The sequence below is a fragment of the Acinetobacter sichuanensis genome (assembly GCF_003024515.2).
In the GTDB taxonomy this organism is placed as follows: Bacteria; Pseudomonadota; Gammaproteobacteria; order Pseudomonadales; family Moraxellaceae; genus Acinetobacter; species Acinetobacter sichuanensis.
This window is the reverse complement of the sequence record NZ_PYIX02000010.1, coordinates 62,741-84,506: the sequence shown is the minus strand read 5'-3', so window position 1 is coordinate 84,506 and position 21,766 is coordinate 62,741. Positions and strand designations below refer to the sequence as shown.

At 38.2% G+C, this 21,766-nt stretch carries 21 protein-coding genes; 12 read left to right on the top strand and 9 right to left on the bottom strand.

Features of this window, described 5'->3' with window-relative positions; genetic code table 11:
* Window positions 1-40 precede the first annotated feature (40 nt).
* Window positions 41-355 carry an Asp-tRNA(Asn)/Glu-tRNA(Gln) amidotransferase subunit GatC gene (gatC, locus tag C9E89_RS08530; protein WP_107007824.1) on the bottom strand — a complete coding sequence of 105 codons (315 nt, stop codon included), beginning with the start codon at window positions 353-355 and terminating at the stop codon, window positions 41-43.
* A gap of 134 nt (window positions 356-489) precedes the next feature.
* On the opposite strand from gatC, the gene C9E89_RS08525 reads away from it, so the two are divergent.
* From C9E89_RS08525 to C9E89_RS23270, 6 genes are all read left to right on the top strand, one after another.
* A complete protein-coding gene (locus C9E89_RS08525) occupies window positions 490-1,530 on the top strand; it encodes a rod shape-determining protein (protein WP_107007823.1) in 1,041 nt (346 codons plus the stop codon).
* Window positions 1,531-1,561: 31 nt separating this feature from the next.
* A complete protein-coding gene (gene mreC, locus C9E89_RS08520) occupies window positions 1,562-2,419 on the top strand; it encodes a rod shape-determining protein MreC (protein WP_107007822.1) in 858 nt (285 codons plus the stop codon).
* Window positions 2,406-2,903, top strand: coding sequence for a rod shape-determining protein MreD (gene mreD / locus C9E89_RS08515; protein WP_107007821.1), 498 nt, complete (start codon window positions 2,406-2,408; stop codon window positions 2,901-2,903). The genes mreC and mreD overlap by 14 nt, the downstream gene beginning before the upstream one ends.
* Entirely contained in the window at window positions 2,891-3,457 is a 567-nt protein-coding gene (locus C9E89_RS08510) for a Maf family nucleotide pyrophosphatase (RefSeq protein WP_107007820.1), read from the top strand. The genes mreD and C9E89_RS08510 overlap by 13 nt, the downstream gene beginning before the upstream one ends.
* Window positions 3,458-3,497: 40 nt before the next feature.
* Window positions 3,498-4,952, top strand: a complete 1,455-nt coding sequence (rng, locus tag C9E89_RS08505; RefSeq protein WP_107007819.1) for a ribonuclease G — start codon at window positions 3,498-3,500, stop codon at window positions 4,950-4,952.
* Between the two features lie 128 nt (window positions 4,953-5,080).
* Window positions 5,081-5,254: a PA1571 family protein gene (locus C9E89_RS23270; protein ID WP_171405102.1), complete on the top strand. Its 174-nt coding sequence runs from the start codon at window positions 5,081-5,083 to the stop codon at window positions 5,252-5,254.
* Between the two features lie 66 nt (window positions 5,255-5,320).
* Here the strand turns inward: C9E89_RS23270 and C9E89_RS08495 are convergent, their stop codons facing one another.
* Both C9E89_RS08495 and C9E89_RS08490 read right to left on the bottom strand, forming a co-directional pair.
* A complete protein-coding gene (locus C9E89_RS08495) occupies window positions 5,321-6,712 on the bottom strand; it encodes a WS/DGAT/MGAT family O-acyltransferase (RefSeq protein ID WP_107007817.1) in 1,392 nt (463 codons plus the stop codon).
* A gap of 183 nt (window positions 6,713-6,895) precedes the next feature.
* Window positions 6,896-7,627 carry a phosphoadenylyl-sulfate reductase gene (locus C9E89_RS08490; protein ID WP_107007816.1) on the bottom strand — a complete coding sequence of 244 codons (732 nt, stop codon included), beginning with the start codon at window positions 7,625-7,627 and terminating at the stop codon, window positions 6,896-6,898.
* A gap of 198 nt (window positions 7,628-7,825) precedes the next feature.
* On the opposite strand from C9E89_RS08490, the gene thrH reads away from it, so the two are divergent.
* Window positions 7,826-8,443, top strand: a complete 618-nt coding sequence (gene thrH, locus C9E89_RS08485) for a bifunctional phosphoserine phosphatase/homoserine phosphotransferase ThrH (RefSeq protein ID WP_107007815.1) — start codon at window positions 7,826-7,828, stop codon at window positions 8,441-8,443.
* 69 nt (window positions 8,444-8,512) lie between these two features.
* Here the strand turns inward: thrH and C9E89_RS08480 are convergent, their stop codons facing one another.
* Complete coding sequence (locus C9E89_RS08480) at window positions 8,513-9,715, bottom strand: MFS transporter (protein ID WP_107007814.1); 1,203 nt, start codon at window positions 9,713-9,715, stop codon at window positions 8,513-8,515.
* Between the two features lie 152 nt (window positions 9,716-9,867).
* On the opposite strand from C9E89_RS08480, the gene C9E89_RS08475 reads away from it, so the two are divergent.
* The gene (locus C9E89_RS08475; protein ID WP_107007813.1) at window positions 9,868-10,455 is read left to right on the top strand and encodes a TetR/AcrR family transcriptional regulator; all 588 of its coding nucleotides are present in this window, start codon (window positions 9,868-9,870) and stop codon (window positions 10,453-10,455) included.
* Window positions 10,456-10,501: 46 nt separating this feature from the next.
* Here C9E89_RS08475 and C9E89_RS08470 read toward each other — a convergent pair whose 3' ends face one another.
* Window positions 10,502-11,089, bottom strand: a complete 588-nt coding sequence (locus C9E89_RS08470; RefSeq protein WP_228199002.1) for an arylesterase — start codon at window positions 11,087-11,089, stop codon at window positions 10,502-10,504.
* 72 nt (window positions 11,090-11,161) lie between these two features.
* On the opposite strand from C9E89_RS08470, the gene C9E89_RS08465 reads away from it, so the two are divergent.
* Window positions 11,162-11,914, top strand: coding sequence for an ABC transporter ATP-binding protein (locus C9E89_RS08465; RefSeq protein WP_107007811.1), 753 nt, complete (start codon window positions 11,162-11,164; stop codon window positions 11,912-11,914).
* Window positions 11,908-14,427 (top strand): ABC transporter permease, encoded by a 2,520-nt coding sequence (locus C9E89_RS08460; protein WP_107007810.1) that lies wholly within the window; start codon window positions 11,908-11,910, stop codon window positions 14,425-14,427. Before C9E89_RS08465 ends, C9E89_RS08460 begins: the two co-directional genes overlap by 7 nt.
* Window positions 14,428-14,768: 341 nt before the next feature.
* Here the strand turns inward: C9E89_RS08460 and C9E89_RS08455 are convergent, their stop codons facing one another.
* Window positions 14,769-15,578, bottom strand: a complete 810-nt coding sequence (locus tag C9E89_RS08455) for a rhomboid family intramembrane serine protease (RefSeq protein WP_107007809.1) — start codon at window positions 15,576-15,578, stop codon at window positions 14,769-14,771.
* Window positions 15,579-15,653: 75 nt separating this feature from the next.
* Between C9E89_RS08455 and mtgA the strand changes: the two genes are divergently transcribed.
* Together mtgA and ppk1 are read left to right on the top strand one after the other, a co-directional pair.
* A complete protein-coding gene (mtgA, locus tag C9E89_RS08450; protein WP_107007808.1) occupies window positions 15,654-16,328 on the top strand; it encodes a monofunctional biosynthetic peptidoglycan transglycosylase in 675 nt (224 codons plus the stop codon).
* Between the two features lie 125 nt (window positions 16,329-16,453).
* A complete protein-coding gene (ppk1, locus tag C9E89_RS08445; protein WP_107007807.1) occupies window positions 16,454-18,529 on the top strand; it encodes a polyphosphate kinase 1 in 2,076 nt (691 codons plus the stop codon).
* Window positions 18,530-18,611: 82 nt separating this feature from the next.
* Here ppk1 and oxyR read toward each other — a convergent pair whose 3' ends face one another.
* From oxyR to C9E89_RS08430, 3 genes are read right to left on the bottom strand one after another with little or no spacing between them, the layout of a single operon-like run.
* Complete coding sequence (gene oxyR, locus C9E89_RS08440) at window positions 18,612-19,520, bottom strand: LysR family transcriptional regulator OxyR (protein WP_107007806.1); 909 nt, start codon at window positions 19,518-19,520, stop codon at window positions 18,612-18,614.
* Window positions 19,521-19,533: 13 nt separating this feature from the next.
* Window positions 19,534-20,472, bottom strand: coding sequence for an esterase EstB (gene estB / locus C9E89_RS08435; RefSeq protein ID WP_107007805.1), 939 nt, complete (start codon window positions 20,470-20,472; stop codon window positions 19,534-19,536).
* A 55-nt stretch (window positions 20,473-20,527) separates the two neighbouring features.
* The gene (locus C9E89_RS08430; protein WP_107007804.1) at window positions 20,528-21,718 is read right to left on the bottom strand and encodes an NAD(P)/FAD-dependent oxidoreductase; all 1,191 of its coding nucleotides are present in this window, start codon (window positions 21,716-21,718) and stop codon (window positions 20,528-20,530) included.
* Window positions 21,719-21,766 lie beyond the last annotated feature (48 nt).

Below are 21,766 nucleotides of genomic sequence, written 5' to 3'. Positions count from 1 at the left end.
CTTTACGATTAATTTAAAAATAGATTGATCTGATTAAATATTATTCAATCACACGAGGAACAAGATACAAACCATCTTGAACAGCAGGCGCGACAGCTTGATATTCTTCACGATGATTACTTTCAGATACTTGGTCTTCGCGTAGTGGCTGAGGGTTGTCAAAAGGGCTTTTTAAAGGCTCAACACCTTCGGTATCAATACCTTTGAGCGTTTCCATCATTCCAAGAATTTTATTTAAACTTTGAGCATATTCAGCAGATTGCGCATCATTTAGCTCCAGTCGAGCCAGCTTGGCGATTGCTGAAACAGTTTGTGCATTTAACTCTGCAGATTGCTGTGCATCTGAAGTTGACATGATGTCTCACCTAATCAGTTTTAAAAAAAGTTAAAATATCGTGCGTTATAATAAGCGATTGACTTGTCCAAAGCATCACATTTAGTTAAAGTTGCCATCTTGCGTCCATACTAAAGTTTAACTGAGAACGACCCGTGATTCTAAAACGACTAATTGGCTTGTTTTCGCCAGATCTTGCCATTGATTTAGGTACTGCTAATACACTTATTTATGCACCAGGACGGGGCATTATATTAAATGAGCCGACAGTTGTGGCGATTCGCCACAGTGGCTCACAAAAAATTGTAGCGGCTGTAGGCTTAGATGCTAAGCAAATGCTTGGCCGTACCCCTGCAAATATTTCTGCGATTCGTCCAATGAAGGATGGTGTGATCGCAGATTTTGAAGTCACTGAAACTATGTTAAATCAATTTATTGGTAAAGTGCACGAAAAACGTTTATTTCCACCTGCACCACGTGTAGTTGTATGTGTTCCATGCAAATCTACACTTGTAGAGCGCCGTGCGATTCGTGAAGCTGTATTTAATGCAGGTGCGCGAGATGTACGTTTAATTGAAGAGCCTATGGCTGCGGCGATTGGCGCGGGGATGCCAGTTGAACAAGCCTGTGGTTCTATGGTTGTTGATGTCGGTGGTGGTACCACTGAAATTGCAATCATTTCTTTGCAAGGTTGTGTTTACGCAGATTCATTACGTATCGGTGGTGATGTCTTTGATGAACAAATCATTAACTATGTTCGTAAAGCACATGGCTGTGTGATTGGTGAAACCACTGCTGAAACGATTAAAAAAGAAGTAGGTATGGCAATTGCTGATGCTGCGACTTTAGAAATCGAAGTGCGTGGTCGTAATTTAGCTGAAGGTGTACCGCGTGCGATTACAGTGACTTCAGATGAAATTAGCCAAGCCATTGCAGATCCACTACAAAGTATTGTTTCAGCAGTAAAATCTGCATTAGAGCAAACACCACCTGAATTATCTTCAGATATTGCAGAGCGCGGTATCGTGTTGACGGGTGGTGGTGCATTATTACGTAATTTAGATAAGTTACTTGCGCAAGAAACAGGTTTACCTGTCGTTGTTGCAGAAGACCCTCTAACTTGCGTTACTCGTGGCGGCGGAAAAGTCTTAGAATTCTTTGATAATCCAAACCATGATATGCTTTTTGTAGGCTAAACTTTAGTAGACTCAGTTTAAGGACGAGGCGGTGCAACCGAATCTTTTTTCAAGACAACCGCCATCTTTTCGTTCATTTATCATTGCGGTGATTACATGTTTGGTTGTGCTATTTTTTAATTGGCGCATGCCTCATGTGATTCAACCTGCAAGAGATGTCTTGTATGCAGCATATAATCCTATTTATGCACTCGCAAGCTATCCCGTTTTGTCGAAAGAATGGCTGAATCAACAAACCAAGTCTGAAGCCCAATTGCGTCGAGAAAATACAGCGATGCAAGCGGAATTGCTTCAGGCTCAGGTGCGCCTACAGAAACTATCAGAACTTTCTGCGGAAAATACGCGTTTACGTGGCTTATTAGATACGCCTTTAATTATTGATGGACGAATGGAAATTGCTGAAGTGATTGGAACTGATGCTGATCCTTTACGTCATATCATTATTATTAATCGTGGTGCTTCAAGCCAACTGCGAGTTGGGCAAACTGTGCTAGATGATAAAGGGATTATGGGGCAGATTGTTAATGTCTATCCTCATAGTAGCCGTGTCATGCTGCTTTCAGATAAAGATCATTCATTATCTGTACGTTTAGAGCGCTCAGGTATGCGTGCAATTGTGACGGGTACAGGAGATTTAGGTCGCCTAAAAATGGAATATGTTCCAACCAGTGCCAATATCAAAGTTGGGGATAAAGTGTATAGTTCAGGTTTAGGACAACATTTTCCAGCAGGATATTTAGTGGGTTCTGTGACCAAAGTCATGCGTCATAATTCAGGTGAATTTGCCAGCATTGATGTTGCACCAGCGGCACAACTTGCGGGTGGTCATCATGTCGTGGTGTTATTTTCAGATTCTCTAGCGATGGAGCAGCCACATGTTGATCGCTAAAAGTTTCCCTTCAGATAAACAGCGTAAAGATCCATTTATGATTATTGTTGTTTCAATAATCATTGGATCGATTTTAGTGGTTTATCCGCTTTCCTATGCCTATGCTGGATGGCGACCATTATTTATGTTGCTGATTACACTGTTTTGGGTATTGTGTCAGCCAACATGGTGTGGAGTGTGGTTTGCCTTTTCAATGGGCTTATTCACAGATTTGCTATTAGATGCTCCTTTGGGAATGAATGCGCTCAGTTATGTCATACTCGCATTTCTGACTCGTTATTTTATTCGTGAACGGCGCGTACTTACTTTTAGTAATTTATGGGTGATTATTACATTATCCCTAGTGGCTCATTTGGTATTAACACTCATGGCGCAAACCATGCTTGGTGTACGTTTTTCTTTAACTCGACATTGGCAGCCTTTACTGGCGAGTATTTTTAGCTGGCCAATTCTTTACTATTTATTAAAAAGATGGCGAATCTAATACTGGCGTCTAGTTCCCCTAGACGTAAAGAACTATTGCAACAATTGGGCTTGGAATTTACGATTTTTAGCCCAGATATTGATGAGTCCGTATTAGAAAATGAAACCATTGAGGATTATGTGAGTCGTTTAGCAGCTTGCAAAGCACAAGCTGTTTTAATGCATGAGCCTCATGCAATCGTACTTGCAGCCGATACAAGTTTAGTATTCAATGGTCAAATTATTGGCAAGCCTGAATCTAAACAGCATGCATTTGAGATTTGGTCATTATTGTCCAATAATGAACATGAAGTGTTAACGGGTATTTCTGTTGCGATGGCTGGAAAGTCAGAAACGCAAGTGGTAAGAACACGTGTTAAATTACAAAAATTAAGCCTAGCAGATATGGAATATTATTGGGCAACAGGAGAGCCTTTAGGCAAAGCAGGTGCTTATGCAATTCAAGGAATCGCTGCACAATATGTTACTCGCATTGAGGGTAGTTATACCAATGTTGTTGGGCTTCCTTTACATGAGACGGTACAGTTATTAAAAGTAGTTAAGGCATTAAATTAGCTGCTTCAACAAGAATTTTTATAATGTTTTGAGTTGTGTTATGTCTGACGAGTTATTGATTAACGTCACCCCTATGGAATGTCGGGTGGCGCTAATCCAAAATGGTACAGTCAATGAGTTATTTGTTGAGCGTACAGTAAAACGTGGTCTTGTAGGCAATATTTATAAGGGAAAAGTGGTACGTGTTTTACCCGGAATGCAAGCCGCTTTTGTCGATATTGGACTGTCTCGTACAGCATTTTTACATATTAATGATATGGTTTGGCAACGCAACCAACCTACACCCAATGTCTTTGAGTTATTACACACAGGGCAAATTCTGACTGTTCAAGTAATGAAAGATATGTTGGGGACAAAAGGTGCACGGCTGAGCACTGATCTTTCAATTCCCTCACGTTACTTGGTTTTAATGCCGTATGGGCATCATATTGGTGTATCACAGCGCATTGAGTCAGAAGGTGAGCGTGATCGTTTACGTTCAATGATTGAGCGTATTCAAGCTGAGCATAAACTTCCTGGTTCCGTTATTGTGCGTACTGCAGCAGAAGGTGTGGATGAAGCAGAAATTGCACAAGATATGGCTTATTTAGCAAAGCTTTGGGAATATATTCAGAAAAAACAAAAAATTATTGCTGTACCTTCACTGATTTTTGAAGAGCTTCCATTACCGCAGCGTGTGATTCGTGATTTGGCAAATGAAAATACTGCAAAAATTTATGTAGATTCACGTGAAATTCATGGGAAGTTACAAGAATTTGTCAATGAATTTGTGCCTACCATGCAAAGTCGCTTATTGCATTATCCAGGTGAACGTCCATTATTTGATTTATATAATGTCGAAGAAGATATTCAAAAGGCATTGCAAACACGGGTTGCATTGAAGTCTGGTGGTTATCTGATGATAGATCAGACCGAGGCGATGACCACAATAGATATCAACACGGGTTCTTATGTGGGTGGGCGCACACTTGAGGACACTGTTTTTAAAACCAATATGGAAGCCACACAAGTTATTGCACGTCAGCTTAGACTGCGTAATTTGGGTGGTATTATTATTATTGATTTCATCGACATGCAAGAAGTACAGCACCGTGATGAGGTCATGACACAATTCGAGAAAATGCTTGAACGTGATCATGCTAAAACCAAAATTACCCAAGTATCAGAACTGGGTTTGGTTGAAATGACACGTAAACGTACACGTGAATCGCTTGAACATTTACTTTGTGAATCTTGCCCAACTTGTCAAGGTCGTGGTTATGTAAAAACAGCAGAGACAGTGTGTTACGAAATTTTTCGGGAAATTTTGAGATATGCACGTGCCTATGAGTCACAAAGTGGTTTTACTGTGATTGCACACCCATCGGTAATAGATCGTTTACTGACGGCGGAAGCACCAGCTGTGGCGGATTTAGAGCATTTTATTAGTCGTGTAATCAAGTTCCAAGTCGAAAATTTATACACGCAAGAGCAATACGATATCATTCTGAGCTAATTTTGTAACAGGATATCGTTAAACAGTTGTTACATCTAAAATTTTACTTTTTGCGCTGATTTTACAATACTAGATTTGAAGGTAGCCAAAGACTTTCTCCCTTTATGGTCTTAGCAAGTGAGGTTAAAATGAGCGCAACTGAACAAGTAATTACACGTAACATGAATCATGTATTAGAAAATCAACCGAAAAATACATGTGTGATGTTGGATGACAATGGTCAAGAAGTAAAAATCACCAAAGATATGGTGGTTAATATGTGTCATGAGCTGTTAAATCAGTGTCGAAATGTTAAAAATTAAGGGGCAGATTATCGCCCCTTAATTCTTTTCTTGGTATTTGTTAAAAAATATTGATCTCAAAATGATTTAAGCTAACTCAGAGTTGGCAATATCTTCCAAGTGATCTGTTCGATCAATCAAATGTTCAAACCTTTGAATTTCATCTTCTAAATGTGTCAATAAATTTTGCATTTTTGGCAAAGCTCTACGACAACCTGTTAAGCCAACCTCTAGTTTATCCAAATAACTGGTCATCGTAATATTTAAAGCCTGACCATCTAAGACAATAGAAGCAGGATACATGGCATCGAGTTTTGCACCATTCCAATAGAGTGGCTCTCGTGGTCCAGGGACATTTGAAATAATGACATTGAAGGCTTGATGTCGAGGTAAAATACCTGAAGCGATATTTAAACCTGCCGCACCATAAACAAAAGCACTATAATTTAAAATTTGATTTGCATTCATGCGTTTAAAACGATTTTTTGCATTTTGTACACTGCGTTTAATAATATCTAAGCGCTCTAAAGGATTTTCTTTATGTGTACCAAGATTTGCTAAAATCATCGTGATGCGATTGCTCATATCAGAATCATCATCACGTAGCGAAGCAGGTACCATCGCAATTAATGGTTTTCTAGGTAAAGCGTTTTGTGTAGTTAAATATTCACGTAATGCACCAGAACAGACAGCTAAAACCACATCATTAATGGTGACATTGAGTGCTTTAGAAATATCTCTAAAACGATTAAGCTCAAAAGATTGAGCAGCAAAACGGCGAGAAGAACTTACCCGTTGATTAAATAAACTACTTGGTGCTTGAAAGCTAGAAACATAATCTGGGTTTTTTCCCATTTCTTTAAAAATAGTTTGACACAGTTCTTGGGTAACTTTAGGCGTGACCTCAATTTGCCCTTTAATTGTTGATAAAATATTTTTAATTTTACTGACTTTAGGTGCTTTTAAGCGTTTGGCACGTTTTCCTTCAATACACCAAGGCGGTACAATCGTTTTAGAGTTTGGATCTTTAGAAAAAGATTTTTCTAATAAACGCATACCCGCAACGCCATCAATCATGGCGTGATGGATTTTAAAATACATCGCGAAACGATTGCCTTCAATACCTTCGATGATATGACACGTCCAAAGAGGCTTTGCACGATCAATTAAGGCACTATGTTCCTGTGAAATGTATACTAAAAGTTCACGGATACGTCCAGGATGTGGCAAGGCAATATGGCGAAAATGATGGTCAATATCAAACTCTTCGTCTTCATCCCAAAATAATCCACTTAAACGGTTATTAAAAGGGGGAACAGGAATAGATTTAGAATTACGAATATCTGCAACTAAATCTTGAATAAATGTAGAGGGTGCATGTTCTGGGATTTCAAATAAAAACAATCCACCCACATGCATAGGTTGTTGACGTTTTTCTAAATTTAAAAAAATAAAATCTATTGGATGTAAAGGACGCATGATTCTGGATTGCCTCACTGCAATTTTTACAACAACTCGCACATGAGTGTTGAGTTTTAGAATTATAACCTAGAAGTAAGTATAGAACGATTTAATGGATAAAATCCAAGCATTTTAATGAATGATTAGTGAATAAAAAAGCCACTAAATAGAGTGACTTTTTTTTACCAATATGCATGCGGCTTATTTTAAGTTACCTGCATGTAAACCACATTCCTTATGGGTTGCTTCTTCCCACCACCAACGACCTTCACGTTCATGTTGGTTGGGTAAAACTGCACGAGTACATGGCTCACAGCCAATTGAAGTAAAGCCTTTTTCATGCAATGGATTATATGGAATTTCCATCATGCGAATATAATTCCAAACATCTGCACTCGACCAATTTGCCAAAGGGTTGTATTTGATCAGTTGTTTACCTTCGCCAGAAAATCCTGCATCAGCTTGAATCACTGGAATTTCAGTACGTGTACCTGGACTTTGGTCTTTACGTTGTCCTGTGATCCAACCATCTAAAGTTGCAAGTTTTTTGCGCAATGGCTGAACTTTACGGATACCGCAACACTCTTTATGGTCATCTTGATAAAAGCTAAATAAGCCTTTTTCATTCACTAACTTTTGTACAACTTCAGCTTCAGGAAAACAGATTTCAATTTGAATACCATAATGCTTACGTACAGTTTCAAGGAATTGATAAGTTTCGGCGTGTAAACGTCCTGTATCTAAGCTAAAGACACGAAAAGGTTTACCTAGGTTATGTGCCATGTCAATCAATACGACATCTTCAGCACCTGAGAAGGAGATCGCGATTTCACCTTCTTGGGCAAGGGCAAGGGCAAGGATTTCAGAAGGTGATTTGTCTGCATATTCTGCGGCAAGTGCATCGACATGGTCAATGCTAGGAATAACGGTCATGATGTGCCTCTGGCTTTAGCTTGAAGCTATATATATAAATTTTTCAGAATGTTTTCATTTTAATGTAAATAGTTTAGCTCACTTAGCAATTTAATTCCTATGGTTATGAAGAAAATAGATTTATAAACTTTCAGCAAAATCGTCAAACTTTAATGCTATGATACTGCCAAAATTTTAAACTGAAATTAGGGAAAACTCATGGAAATCGTTTGTCTTGATCTTGAGGGTGTTTTGGTTCCAGAAATCTGGATCAATTTTGCTAAAAAAACGGGCATTAAAGAATTAGAAGCAACCACTCGTGATATTCCAGACTACGATGTGTTAATGACACAACGTTTAAATATTCTTAAACAACACGGTTTAGGTTTGAATGATATTCAAGCTGTGATCGCAGACATGGGACCATTTGAAGGTGCAAAAGAGTTTGTTGAATGGGTGCGTACACATTTTCAACTGATCATTTTGTCAGATACTTTCTATGAGTTCGCTCATCCATTAATGCAACAATTGGGTTGGCCAACAATTTTCTGTCATAAATTAGAAACTGACGAAAATGGCATGATTACAGCGTATAAACTACGTCAACCAGACCAAAAACGTGAAGCTGTAAAAGCATTACATGGTTTGAATTATCGTGTGATCGCAGCAGGTGATTCTTATAACGATACTACAATGCTCGGTGAAGCAGACAAAGGTTTCTTATTTGATGCGCCTGAAAATGTGATTCGTGAATTCCCACAATTCCCACCGATTCATGGTTATGCAGCTTTGAAAGAAGCGATTCGTAGTGCTTCAGTACGTGATATCCCTGCTTAAGTGATTTTAAAATTTAAGTAGTGAAAACGAAAAAAGGCGTTTCGGCGTCTTTTTTTATATCTCTGATTTTCATATATGTTTTTTATTTTTTACACTAAAAATGATACCAATACTCGATAAGAAAATAATCAGTGCAATATAAATACTCGCAGTAGACAACAAACCGATGTGGTTGGCAAAGTAGCCTGCAATGATTGCAGGAATGCTAAATGCCAAATAACTTTCGACAAAAAAAGTAGCCATTAGACCTGCACGCTGTTCAGGTTGAGCGAGTGGCATCACAGTACGGATTGCCCCCATAAAACCTGTACCAAAACCGATTCCTGTAATGCATGCACCTAAAAATAATAAACTGGCTTGAGTTTGATGAATACCGATGAGGATGATACTTGCACCCAAAATAAGGCTAAATGCACCTGTAAGAAGAATAGATAAATTTCTGGCTTGCCGTAAACATAAAATTCCAATGGCACCTGAAACAGTGAGCGTGATGAACATCATGCCATTTAACCAAACACTTGGATTTTGAAAAGAAAGTGCTAATAAAGAAGGCATTAAGGATAAGAAAAAGCCACTGACCATCCAAATTGCAATATTTACAGGGCTGACGATGAATAGCGCTTTTTTTGCTTGTGGTGGAAGCGTGAGTTTAGGTTTTAGTGATGCCAATGCACCAATGCGGCGTTCAACGGTTTCAGGGCTAAAATATGCGATACAAAGACTTGAAGTAAATAGCAAAATGAAAATTTCAAAAATCAGTAAAAGCGGATATGTTGAAAATTGAAGCATTAGACACGTGAGAAACATCCCTGCTGCCATACCAAGCATTGGTGAAATACTATTGATCAGAGCACCATGGATTTTACTTAAGTCGAGCAGAGCTGCTCCAAATGTTGAAGCTGCGAGAGCTGTCGCGATGCCTTGTATTGCACGTGCAAAGAATAGCATTTCAATATTAAAAGCTGAATAAAAAATCATCATTGCAATGATTTCTAAAATCAATGCAAGAAAAATAACAGGTTTACGTCCGATATAGTCTGAGAGTGAGCCTGCGATCAATAATGTAGCCAATAAAGTAAAAGCATAAGTGGCAAAAATTAAAGTAAGTAAAACAGGAGAAAAATGAAAATGTTGCTGATAAAGGCGATACAAAGGTGTCGGTGCACTTGATGCAGCCATAAAAATCATGAGCGTAAAAGTATGCGTATATAGTGCAGTTTGCGGTGAGAGCTGAAAGGAAGTCACTTGACGATTAAAATTAGAATTGTTCATAATCAAGCCACATGCAAAAGCAATTTAATTGCTTTTATAACGTATTTTGGCTTAAACGCAAATATTTAGCTTTAGTGTGTTTTTTAAAATAATTGCAAAAAACATCTAAGTATTTGATCTGGTTTTATTTATAAATTTGTAGTGATTTGCATATGACAAAAGTTGTTACAGGTTTACGTTCTGGTGGGCGAAGTGCTCGGATTCAAACAGCAGTACATGAGACTGTTCAGACTTTATTGAAGGAACATGATTCATCAGAATTGACCGTGCCAATGATTGCTGCTCGTGCAGGCGTGACACCTTCAACCATTTATCGGCGTTGGGGTGATTTATCCCAATTACTTGCTGACGTTGCTTTTAATCATTTACATCCAGACAGCATGCCTGAAGATTTGGGCAGTTTTAAACAAGATCTCTATGCTTGGGTTGAGCAATATATTGAAGAATATGCTTCTGCGGTTGGGCGTAGTATGTTGAGTGATATTTTAGCTTCAACTGATTCACCTTTGGCGAGAAAATGTTATAGCTTTTTAATTCAGCAATTGGATGTGATTCAAGTACGTGCGTTGCAACGTAATGAGTTAACCATTGATAATTCATTGATTGTTGAAATTGTGATTGCACCTTTGTTACATCGAATTTTATTTACAGAACAAGAAGTTGAATTAGCTTATGTTCATCATTTATTGGCACGTCTATTTGCATTTGCAACGTTGTTGCAAACTCAGGATCAAATGTGATTTCAATAAAGCCAATGGATAGCGAAGAATTATTCAAAAATAATAATCACAGCGCAGCTTTTATCAGTGGGTAGGCATTATCAAGTAAAATTTTCTGAGCAACTGCATTAGGATGAATCAAATCTTTTTGCATCAAACTTTTATTTCCTGCGATTCCATTCATAAAGAAAGGAAGCATTTTTACTTTGTATTGCTGACTTAATACTTTGTAATTATTTTCAAATGCGGTGCTATACGCAGTGCCATAATTTGGCGGGATTTTCATGCCCAATAAGATCACAGTGGCTTTGGTTTTTTGACTTTGTTGAATCATTTGTGCCAAGTTTTTCTGAATCATTTGTGGTGGTTGACCGCGTAAACCATCATTTCCACCCAGTTCAATCACTACAATATTCGGCTGATGTGTTTGCAATAATTTAGGTAGACGAGCCAAAGCACCACTGGTGGTTTCTCCACTGACACTGGCATTGATCACCTTATGTTGCTTTGGAAATTGTTGATTAAGACGCTGTTGCAATAAAGTGACCCAACCTTGTTGCGGGTTGATGCCATAGCCTGCACTCAAACTATCACCCAAAATCATGATGCTTTTTGCAAAACTACTAACAGGTAACAGACAGATCATGCTAAACATTAAACAATGAGTTAATTTTTTCATCATTTTCAAATTTAACAATTTTTTGATATGCATATAGGGTACTTTATGATGTCTAAGGTTCAAGATAATTCAACTTCTCCCATCATGCCACAAGGGATCATTTCTGCACAGCAACTTACACAAAAGATTGAACTTCCACATCAAACACTTACAATTTTTGAAAATTTAAATCTCAATATTCAAGCAGGCGAGCAAGTCGCAATTACTGGGCGTTCAGGTTCAGGTAAATCAACATTATTGGGAATCCTTGCCACTCTAGACCAAGCCAGTTCAGGGCAATTAACTGTGTGTGGTGAGTCTGTCACGCATTTAAATGAAGAACAACGCGCATTGGTACGTTTAAAACATATAGGTTTTGTTTTCCAGTCTTTTCAATTATTGCCACATTTATCTGCACTTGAAAATGTCATGTTGCCTTTGCGTTTACAGCCAGATTTTCACTATGCCGATGCTGAACAAAAAGCACTGAAACTATTGGTAAAAGTTGGTTTGGAACGACAAAGTCAGCAAACACCTAAAGTGTTGTCAGGTGGAGAACAGCAACGCGTTGCGATTGCACGAGCGTTGATTTCAGCACCTAAAATTATTTTTGCGGACGAACCGACAGGCAATTTAGATGCACATACTGCACAAGAAATTGAACAGTTATTGTTTGAGTTAAATCAAGAAATGGGAACAACTTTAGTTTTAGTCACGCATGATGCTGATTTAGCCAAGCAATGCCAACGTCACTTTGAACTTAAAGATGGGCAATTGATTGAGCATCAACAACATTCACACGTTGAGGCTGTCTCATGTTGAGTTTATTTAAGCCTTTATTACGACAGAGTTTTGCCAATTCAGGGATTTACTTATTAATTATCGCTTTGAGTTTGGCAATCAGTGCGACGACTGCTTTAAAGTTTAGCAATGATCAAGTACAACAGGCAGTGACCTTACAAGCGGCAAAAATGCAAGCCGCAGATTTGGTATTAAGTGATACAAATCCAATTGAGTCTAAGTGGCTTGAGTCGGCAAATGAATTAAAATTAAAGCAGTCACATGTCACGATGTTTGGTTCAATGGCTTCAACGCATGATCAATTTGTCATGGTCAATGTCAAGGCGATTGATGGTACATTTCCTTTGCGTGGTGATTTAAAAATTCAGCCTGCACAACAATTACAGAAAGGCGGGATCTGGCTCAGTAAACGCGCACAAGAATTACTTAAGGTCAATGTGGGCGATTCAGTCCAAATTGCTGATGGGCATTTTAAAGTCACAGGCATCATTGCGCATGACTCGAATCAAGAACTCGGTTTTTCTGCATTTTCACCGACAGTCATCATTCACCAAGCTGACATTGCACAAACTAATGCAGTTCAAATTGGCAGTCGAATTGAATATCGGCTTTTGCTCAGTGGTGATGAATCTGCAATTGCTCAATATCAACAGCATTTTAAACAATTTAAAGCTCAAGAAAAACAAGATACAAGTTCACAAAGTGATACACAAACCAACCAGTCTGCTCAAATGCTGCAAAATAATGCAAATGAGACTGAAGATCAAAGTAATTTAAGACTGCGCAGTGCAGAAGAGGGCAATACACGACTGCTTAAACCGATTGAAAATTTAGATACTTTTCTCCAACTTGCCAACATTTTAACAATTTTACTGTGTGGTTTAGCTATCGCTTTGACCAGTCAACGTTATGTGCAACAGAACCAAGATCATATTGCTTTGTTACGTTGTGTCGGTGCGAGTAAGGGTCAAATTTTCCGAACTTACTTGGCTTTGCTTGCAGTTGTGATTTTGATTGCAATGTTGATTGGTAGTGTTTTGGGGTTGGTTTTGGGCTATTCATTATTGCAATTAATGTTGCAGATGATCCCGAGTTTAGAGTTGCAATTTTCGTTGCTACAAATGTTAATTGGTCCATTGCCGATTGCGATTTTTACCAGTGCGATTGTTTTAATTGGTTTTATTTTGCCAAGTCTATGGCAGTTGCTCAATACACCACCGATTCGTGTGATTCGTCAACAAGAAAAATCCGCTCGCTCCATGGCTTTGATGATGTCATTTGGCATCATCAGTTTAATTATTTTCAGTCTAGTTCTAACAGAAAATATCATGCTGACTGGGCTGGTGATGGGAGCGGTAATTAGCTTGACTGCTGTTTTATATGCAGTGGTTTGGATGATCTTAAAAGCTATAAAATCAATGCGGAATCAACTGTCTGCTTATGTGCGTTCACCGTCGCAAACTGCATTACAAATTACTGCTTTAGCTTTAGGTTTAAGTCTGATTACCGTTTTGGCGGTACTTAGAACGGATTTGTTAGAGCGTTGGCAACAACAATTGCCAGAAGGTACACCCAATCAATTTATTTATGGTTTGCCACCTTTTGAACTTGATGCATTTAAGCAACAACTAGTACAACAGCACTGGAAAAGTACCCCTTTATATCCCAATGTAAAAGGACGTTTAGTTGCCAAAAATGATCAGGCTTTTTCTGAAGAATTGGTGAAAAAAAGTAATTCATTGCGACGAGAGTTAAACCTTACGCAGACAGATCAATATCCACAAGATAATGTGATTGTTTCAGGTGAGGCAAAACTGAGTCAAGTTGGACAAGTGTCTGTTGAAGCAAAATTGGCTGAAGAATTAGGTATTAAAATTGGTGATCGTCTGACTTTTACTTTGCCTGAAGGACGTTTACAAGCGCAGGTTGTTAACTTACGTACAGTTGAATGGCAAAGCTTTAGTCCAAATTTTTTCTTTATTTTTACACCAAAAACTTTGGATGAAAATGCAGGTAGTTATTTAGGAAGTTTTTATGTGCCGCCCACTGAAAAAACCAAAATGGTCAGTTTAATTCAACAATTTTCCAATACTGTTTTTATTGATGTTTCTTTGATTTTTGATGAAATTAAACGCTTAGTTTCAGTTTTGGTGCAAATTGTCACGGTACTGGCAGCTTTAGTCAGTCTTTCAGGTTTTTTAGTTTTGATCGCCTGTATCAATTTGTTGATGGATGAACGAAAAAGAGAAGTGGCTTTGTTACGTTCTTTTGGAAGTTCTAAACGACAACTGAAAAATATGATGAGTTTAGAGATCGGCTTGATTGGTTTATTGTCAGGACTTGTTGCTTGTATTTTTGCAGAAGTGATCAGTGCGATTGTGAGTTATCGTATGGAGATGGCTGTGCAGTTGCATTGGGAGATCTGGTTAATGCTACCGCTCGTCATGGCTGTGTTATGTGCTTTGATTGGACGTTATCGTTTGAGTTATTTATCAGAGATTCCGCCTTTACAAAGTTTGCGAGAATTAAGCTAATAAATTTTTTGGTAGTGTTTTCAAATGTATGCGAATTTGATTATTGAAGTAACTCGTAAAAGTATCATTTTGCAATGCCCCATTTATATTGCAAAATTCAAACTCATTTGCGTAGGCAACATCTTACTTTTTAAGGATAAAAAGTAACAAAAATCCTTTGTTGGGTAAAGGGGATGTCCCTATCACCCTTACCCAACGGCAACATCCATGTCGCCTGCGATAGTACCACTCCGTTAAGTTCAATTTTGTAGATTAATTAAAATCTAATATGAAATGTCTTGGTATACTTTTTGAAACTCAAGCAAATTTTTAAATAGGAATGCGTATTTTGTCTAATGAATTTAAAAATTTAACTGACTACGCATTTGTGCTACAGCTTCTTGCCAAAGAGGAGTCAGTGGCTCAACCAAGTGTTGACAATATAAATAGAAGCTATAAGTCATCACGAGTCCAATAATTAAAATGACGAAATTCAACATTGGCTTGGCTTGCTGACGCTGAGTGAAATACCATAACAATGCCAAAACAGCACCCATAATCATGCCACCAATATGTGCAGCATTATTGATGCCAGACGTAAAGAAACCAAAGGCAAGGTTGACAGCTAAAATTGTTAACAGCGATTTTTTATCTAAAATAAATCTTTGTGTTGCTGTAGGAGGGAAAAGAGACAGTAAGGTTAAAGCTCCTCCTAATCCCATGACTGCGCCAGATGCACCCGCAGAAACACGAGGAATTAAGCTTGGGTCAGCATGTTGCAACAAAGCATAACTATTGCGAATATCCAGATAGCCACTGAGCAAACTACCCATCAAGCCAGCAAGTAGATATAGCCCAAGAAAATAAAATTTGCCAAAGGTTTTTTCTGCGACATCGCCAAAAATATATAATGCCCACATATTAAAGCCTAAATGCATTAAGCCAAAATGAAAAAACATGCTGCTAAATAAACGGTAGGGTTCCTCTAAAAAGGTTAAAGGTGCATAATCCGCACCCCAACGTAAGGCATCTAAAGTTGTTGGGTCAGTAATACTCACACCTGAAAGAATTTGCCAAGCAAACAAGCTCACATTGATGATAATCAGGAATAAGGTGATTTTTCCGATCGGCTGACGGGGTTCAACTTGGAAAGGTTGTTGCATTTCTGACATAACATTATATTCTGTGCATTCTTATTTATTTAAGCTTAGCATGAATTTTAAAAAATTCAGGAGTAAGGTACTGACATGAAAGCCTTTATTGTTCGAACTTTGTTAATCATTGTCAGTATTCTTATTATGATTCAACTTTGGATTTTCTCGAGTTTGGTCTATTGGCGTACGCATGATGTTGAGACGACCATGTTTATGCGTTGGACTTATTTATCAGATTTTAAACCGATTCAACATCAGTGGCGAAATTATGATGAAATTAGTGATAATTTTAAACATGCCATTGTTGCTGCGGAAGATGCTAAGTTTGTGGATCATCATGGTTTTGACTGGGATGGTATTGAAAACGCACTAGAACGCAATATGAAAAAAGAAAAAGTTGTTGCAGGTGGCTCAACCATTTCACAACAACTCGCAAAAAACTTATTCTTTTATAATCGCCGTTCATATATTCGAAAAGGACAAGAAACCATTGCAACCATTATGATGGAGCGCATGTGGTCGAAACAACGGATTTTAGAAGTCTATATGAATTCGGTTGAATTTGGCGATCATATTTATGGGGTTGAAGCTGCAACGCGACATTATTATGGCAAAAGTGCAAAAAGCTTAACACGTGAACAAGCTGCATTTTTAGCTGCTATTTTGACGAACCCGAAGTATTATCAAGAACATCCTGAAGATCGTAAGCTCAATTATCGTAAAGGACTTATTTTGAAATATATGCGCGCAACACGGATTCCTGACTAAAGATAAAAATATGTAAATAAAGTATTTTTTATGAGAGGAAAGTGCATTTTTTGCGCTTTTTTTTATGAAATTGTCACAAAATTGAAGCATACTAATAGAAAGATTTTTAAATGCAGGCGAATTGCATGAATAGCGCAGTAAATAATACTCCAGCTGAATATACTTATAATGAACGCTATATTAACCGTGAATTATCTATTTTAGATTTTCATTTACGTGTATTAGAACAAGCGGTTGACCCTTTACATCCTCTATTAGATCGGATGAATTTTCTATTAATTTTTTCACGTAATATGGATGAGTTTTTTGAAATTCGTGTTGCTGGGGTGATGGAACAGTTAACATTAGGCAATGAAAGTCGTAGTCCTGATGGCTTAACACCAAAACAAGTTTTAGAATCTATTTCTAAAACTGCACATGCTGCGATTGAGCGTCAATATCGTATTTTAAATGAAGAAATTTTTCCAAAATTACGTGAAGAAGATATTTGTTTTCTACGCCGTGGCGAGTTAACACCAGCCCAATCAGCATGGATTAAAAAATACTTCCAAGAACAAGTAGCACCTGTTTTAACTCCAATTAGTCTCGATCCTGCGCATCCATTTCCACGCTTAGTCAATAAAAGTTTAAACTTTATTGTGACACTTGAAGGAAAAGATGCTTTCGGTCGTCAAATTGATCTTGCTGTTGTTCCTGCACCACGCTCTTTACCACGTGTAGTGCGTTTGCCTGATGAGTTAACAGGTGGAAAAGAACATTTTGTCATGTTGTCTGCCATTATTCATGAACATGTCTCTGACCTTTTCCCTGGGATGACGGCAACGGGTTGTTATCAATTCCGTGTCACACGAAATGCTGATTTGGCATTAAATGAGGATGTAGAAGACTTAGCAAAAGCATTAAAAGGTGAATTAAGCTCTCGTCGTTTTGGTCGTGCAGTGCGTCTGGAAGTCACTGAAAATTGCCCAAAACATATTTACGAATATTTGCTAGATGAGTTTGATTTAGAAGAAGAACAACTTTATAAAGTTGATGGACCTGTCAATTTGGCGCGTTTGGTTTCAAATTTTAAACGCCCACATATGCGCTATGATGCACATATTCCTGCGATTCCTAAAGTATTAAAAAAGACAGAAAATATTTTTGCAGCAATGCAAAAGCAAGACATTCTTTTGCATCATCCGTTTGAATCTTTTGCCCCAGTCATCAACCTATTGCGTGAAGCTGCACGTGATCCACAAGTGTTAGCGATCAAACAAACGTTATACCGTAGTGGTGCAGACTCTGAAATTGTACAAGTGCTTGCTGAAGCTGCTCGTAATGGTAAAGAAGTGACCGCTGTAATTGAGTTACGTGCACGTTTTGATGAAGAGTCAAATATTGCCGTTGCAAATGTTTTGCAAGAAGCTGGGGCAGTGGTGGTTTATGGTATTGTGGGTTATAAAACCCATGCCAAAATGATTTTGGTGGTACGCCGTGAAAATAATAAACTCGTTCGTTATGTGCATTTAGGCACAGGAAACTATCATGCGACCAATGCACGTATTTATACCGATTATGGCTTACTCACTACAGATAAAGAGCTGTGTGAAGATGTGCATCGTATTTTCCAAGAGTTAACTGGAATGGGTAAAATGGCAAAGTTGAAGAAACTTTTACATGCGCCGTTTACGTTACATGCGCAACTCGTTGCTTATATTGATGAAGAAATTGCCAATGCAAAAGCAGGAAAGCCTGCACAGATTATTGTCAAAGTGAATGCATTAACTGAAGTTCAGCTTATTAACAAACTTTATGAAGCATCGCAAGCTGGGGTACAAGTTGATTTAATTATTCGTTCAATTTGTTGTCTGCGTCCAGGCTTACCAAATTTATCTGAAAATATCCGTGTACGTTCAATTGTAGGGCGTTTTTTAGAGCATACGCGTGTTTATTGCTTTGGTAATAATGGCAACCCACGTATTTATTGTTCAAGTGCTGACTGGATGGATCGCAACTTATTTAATCGCGTTGAAGTTTGCTTCCCAATCGAAGATCCTGCTTTGAAAAAACGAATTTATCAACAGGGTTTACTGAACTATTTGCAAGACAATCAACAAGCATGGTTATTGCAAGGGGATGGGACATGGGTGCGCGCTGAACCGAAAGAAGGCGAAGCCTTACATAATGCACAACAAGTTTTGATTGATGCTTTTAAATAAAATTAAAGCATAAAAAATGGAGTCATAAGGCTCCATTTTTTATTACTGATATTCTATTTTTAACATAAAAATAAATTTAAAATCAGTGCAATTCAACAGCAATGATTTTCTGTAAAATTTGTACCAATACATCAAACTCACTTTGTAATGGCGTGCTTTTACGTGTGACTAAAGCAAGTGTACGAGCAGGGGCATTCTCAATAGGTCTAGTGACTAACTGATCATTGCTTTTTAACATATGCGTATGTACAGCAATTTCAGGCAATAATGTAAAACCTAAGTTTGAATTGACCATTTCTACGAGTGTAGGTAATGAGCTCGCTTTTAAACGATGATCATTTTTACGCTCGCCAATCGGGCAGGCACTTAAAGTATGGTCACGTAAACAATGACCTTCCTCTAAAAGCATCAAGTGAGAGAGATCTAAATCGTCTAATGAGCGTGCATTGAGAGCATTTTGATCTGCTTTGTTGCAAACTAAAAATAAACTCTCTTTTGCAATCTCTGCGACTTTTAAACCGCGAGTATCAAAAGGTAGAGCCAACATGATCATGTCCAAATTACCATGTTCAAGTTTTTCTACAATTTTTTCACTCTGAGCTTCATGCAAATGCAATTGAATTTTTGGTAGTTGCTTATGCACTTCCTCTAACAATTGTGAAAGAATAAAAGGCGCAATTGTTGGAATAATGCCAAGATGCAAATCACCTGTGAGAGGCTCACTCATTTCACGACTCAAACGCATTAAGTCTTGAGCATCGGCGAGTAGAACACGGGCTCGAGCGACAACTTGTTCACCTAGAGGGGTTAAACGTACATTTTGGCGATCACGTTCAACGAGTACGCCACCCAATAAACGCTCTAACTCCATGATTCCACCTGAAAGGGTAGATTGAGTTACAAACGAACGGCGCGCTGCTTCAGTAAAGTGCAACGTCTCAGACAGTGTTACTAGATATGACAGCTGTCTTAGGGATGGTAATGCAGCCATAGTGTCCTAATGTTTATGATTTAAAGTGATGCGCAAATAAACCACTAAGCTGGGGAATAAAGTGCGGTGGTATATCATGCCCCATTCCTTGAATTAATTCAAACTTAGCGCCTTCAATTGCTTTTGCTACTGCTCGTCCATGACTTGGAGGAAGTAAACGGTCACATGAACCATGTACAACGAGTGTTGGCTTTTGGATTTGTTTATCCAATTTAAGCAATGAACCTGTACATAATATTGCTAAAAACTGTTGAAGTACACCCGCAGGGTGATAACTACGTTGATATAATTTGCGAGCTGTCTGCATTGCTTCGACTTGATTTAAATAACCAGGTGAACCAATCGTCTTAAAAACTTTCAGAGAGTGATTAATAATACCTTCTTCATCATGTGATTCAGGTTTACCTATTAGACTAAAGAGTTGCTTTGGAAATGGTGGTGGAAGTAAAGGCTGATTATTGCTGGTAAATAATAAACCAATTTTTTCAATTTTTTCAGGATATTTTGCTGCTAAAATTTGTGCAATCATCCCGCCCATCGAAGCGCCAATAATGTTGATTTTTTCCAGTCCTAAGCGCTCAATGAGTAAAGCAGCATCATCTGCCATATCAAATAAATTATAGGGTGCTCCTTGATTTTGTAAACCAAAAGCAAAACGCCCCATCATTTTCATGGTATTTAAACGTGGACCTTTATGGCGAACTTTAGAGGATAAACCAATATCTCGATTATCAAAACGAATGACTTGATAACCTTGATCAATCAGTGATTTACAAAAAAAATCAGGCCAAAATAGCATTTGCGCACCCAAACCCATAATCAGCAAAATTGTGGGATGCTCTGGATTTCCCCCCATTTCGACATGCAACTGTATTCCATTGCCTAAGTCGACTTTGGTTTCTTGCATAAAGGATGTGTAAGGAGAGCTTTGTAGTTGGAGTGCGCTATTCATTTTTTATTTTCCTAAAAAGGATATTTGAAAAATATCCTTCTGTATTTAAGCGTTTTTAAACTGAAGCTGGGATCAGGTCAGGTACGAGTTTGGTTAATGCTAAACGTTGTTTACCCGCAGTTGCGCCTAAAAGCACAAAGCCACGTAAAGTACCCTCAGTATCTGTAGCTTTTGATAACATACCATCATCAAACTCTTCATTGTCCCAAGTGACTTCAACATCTACAGGTGCAGGCAAAACAGTAAGCGGCGCAGCAGGGGTTTTTACAGCCACAGGCATCGCTGGATAATGTACATTGGTTGTTTGACCGCTTAGGGTTTTTGCTAATGCACGTGCTTGTTGCATTAATGGCATGACATATGGAAGTAAGCTACCATTGACTTCTGCACAGTCACCAATTGCATAGATATCAGCTTGATTGGTTTCAAGAAGTGTGTTGGTAATCACGCCACGACTGGTTGCAATATTGGCAGTTTGAGCCAGATTTAGATTAGGTTGTAAGCCAATTGCAGATAACACGACATCAGCAGCAAGAGATTGACCATTTGCTAAAGAAATAACATAACCACGATCAGCTTTTGAAACTTTTTCAACCGTCGTGCCTAACGCAAATTTGATGCCTGATTCTTCAAGATTTTGTTTAAATGCGTTTGCTACATGACTTGGCAATAAACGACCTAAAGGTTGAGCAGCTAAGTCAATCACTGTAACTTGATGCCCTGTATTTTGTAAGTCATTGGCAAATTCACAGCCAATTAATCCCGCACCTAAAATAACGACACGTTTATCAGCACAGTCACCTGTTGCACAATTGTCTAAGCTTTCACGGAATGCACGATAATCAATCAAAGAGTTTACAACATGAATATCATCACTGCCATCACCTGCAATCGCAAGACGAATAGGATTTGCACCGACAGCTAAAATGAGCTTTGAGTACGCTTGAATAGAGGTTTCTCCATCTTTTTCAAGCGTGAGTTGGTGTTTTTCTGCATCAATTGATTTAACCCATGTTTCTTTTTCGATCCGCATATTGAGTTGTGTTGCCATTTTTTCAGCATCACCTAAACCAATTTGATCAGGTGCTTTTTTCCCAACAAGCGCATTGGAAAGGGTGGGTTTTGCATAATTCACCGCATCATCTGCGCAAATCATCACAAGCTCTTGTTCTGTGCTTAATTTACGGAATTCTCTTGCTAGGGTATAACCTGCCATTCCTGAACCTACGATGACGACTGGTTGCATATGATTCTCCATCCTATTTTAATATTATCAATAATGTAAAAAAGACCA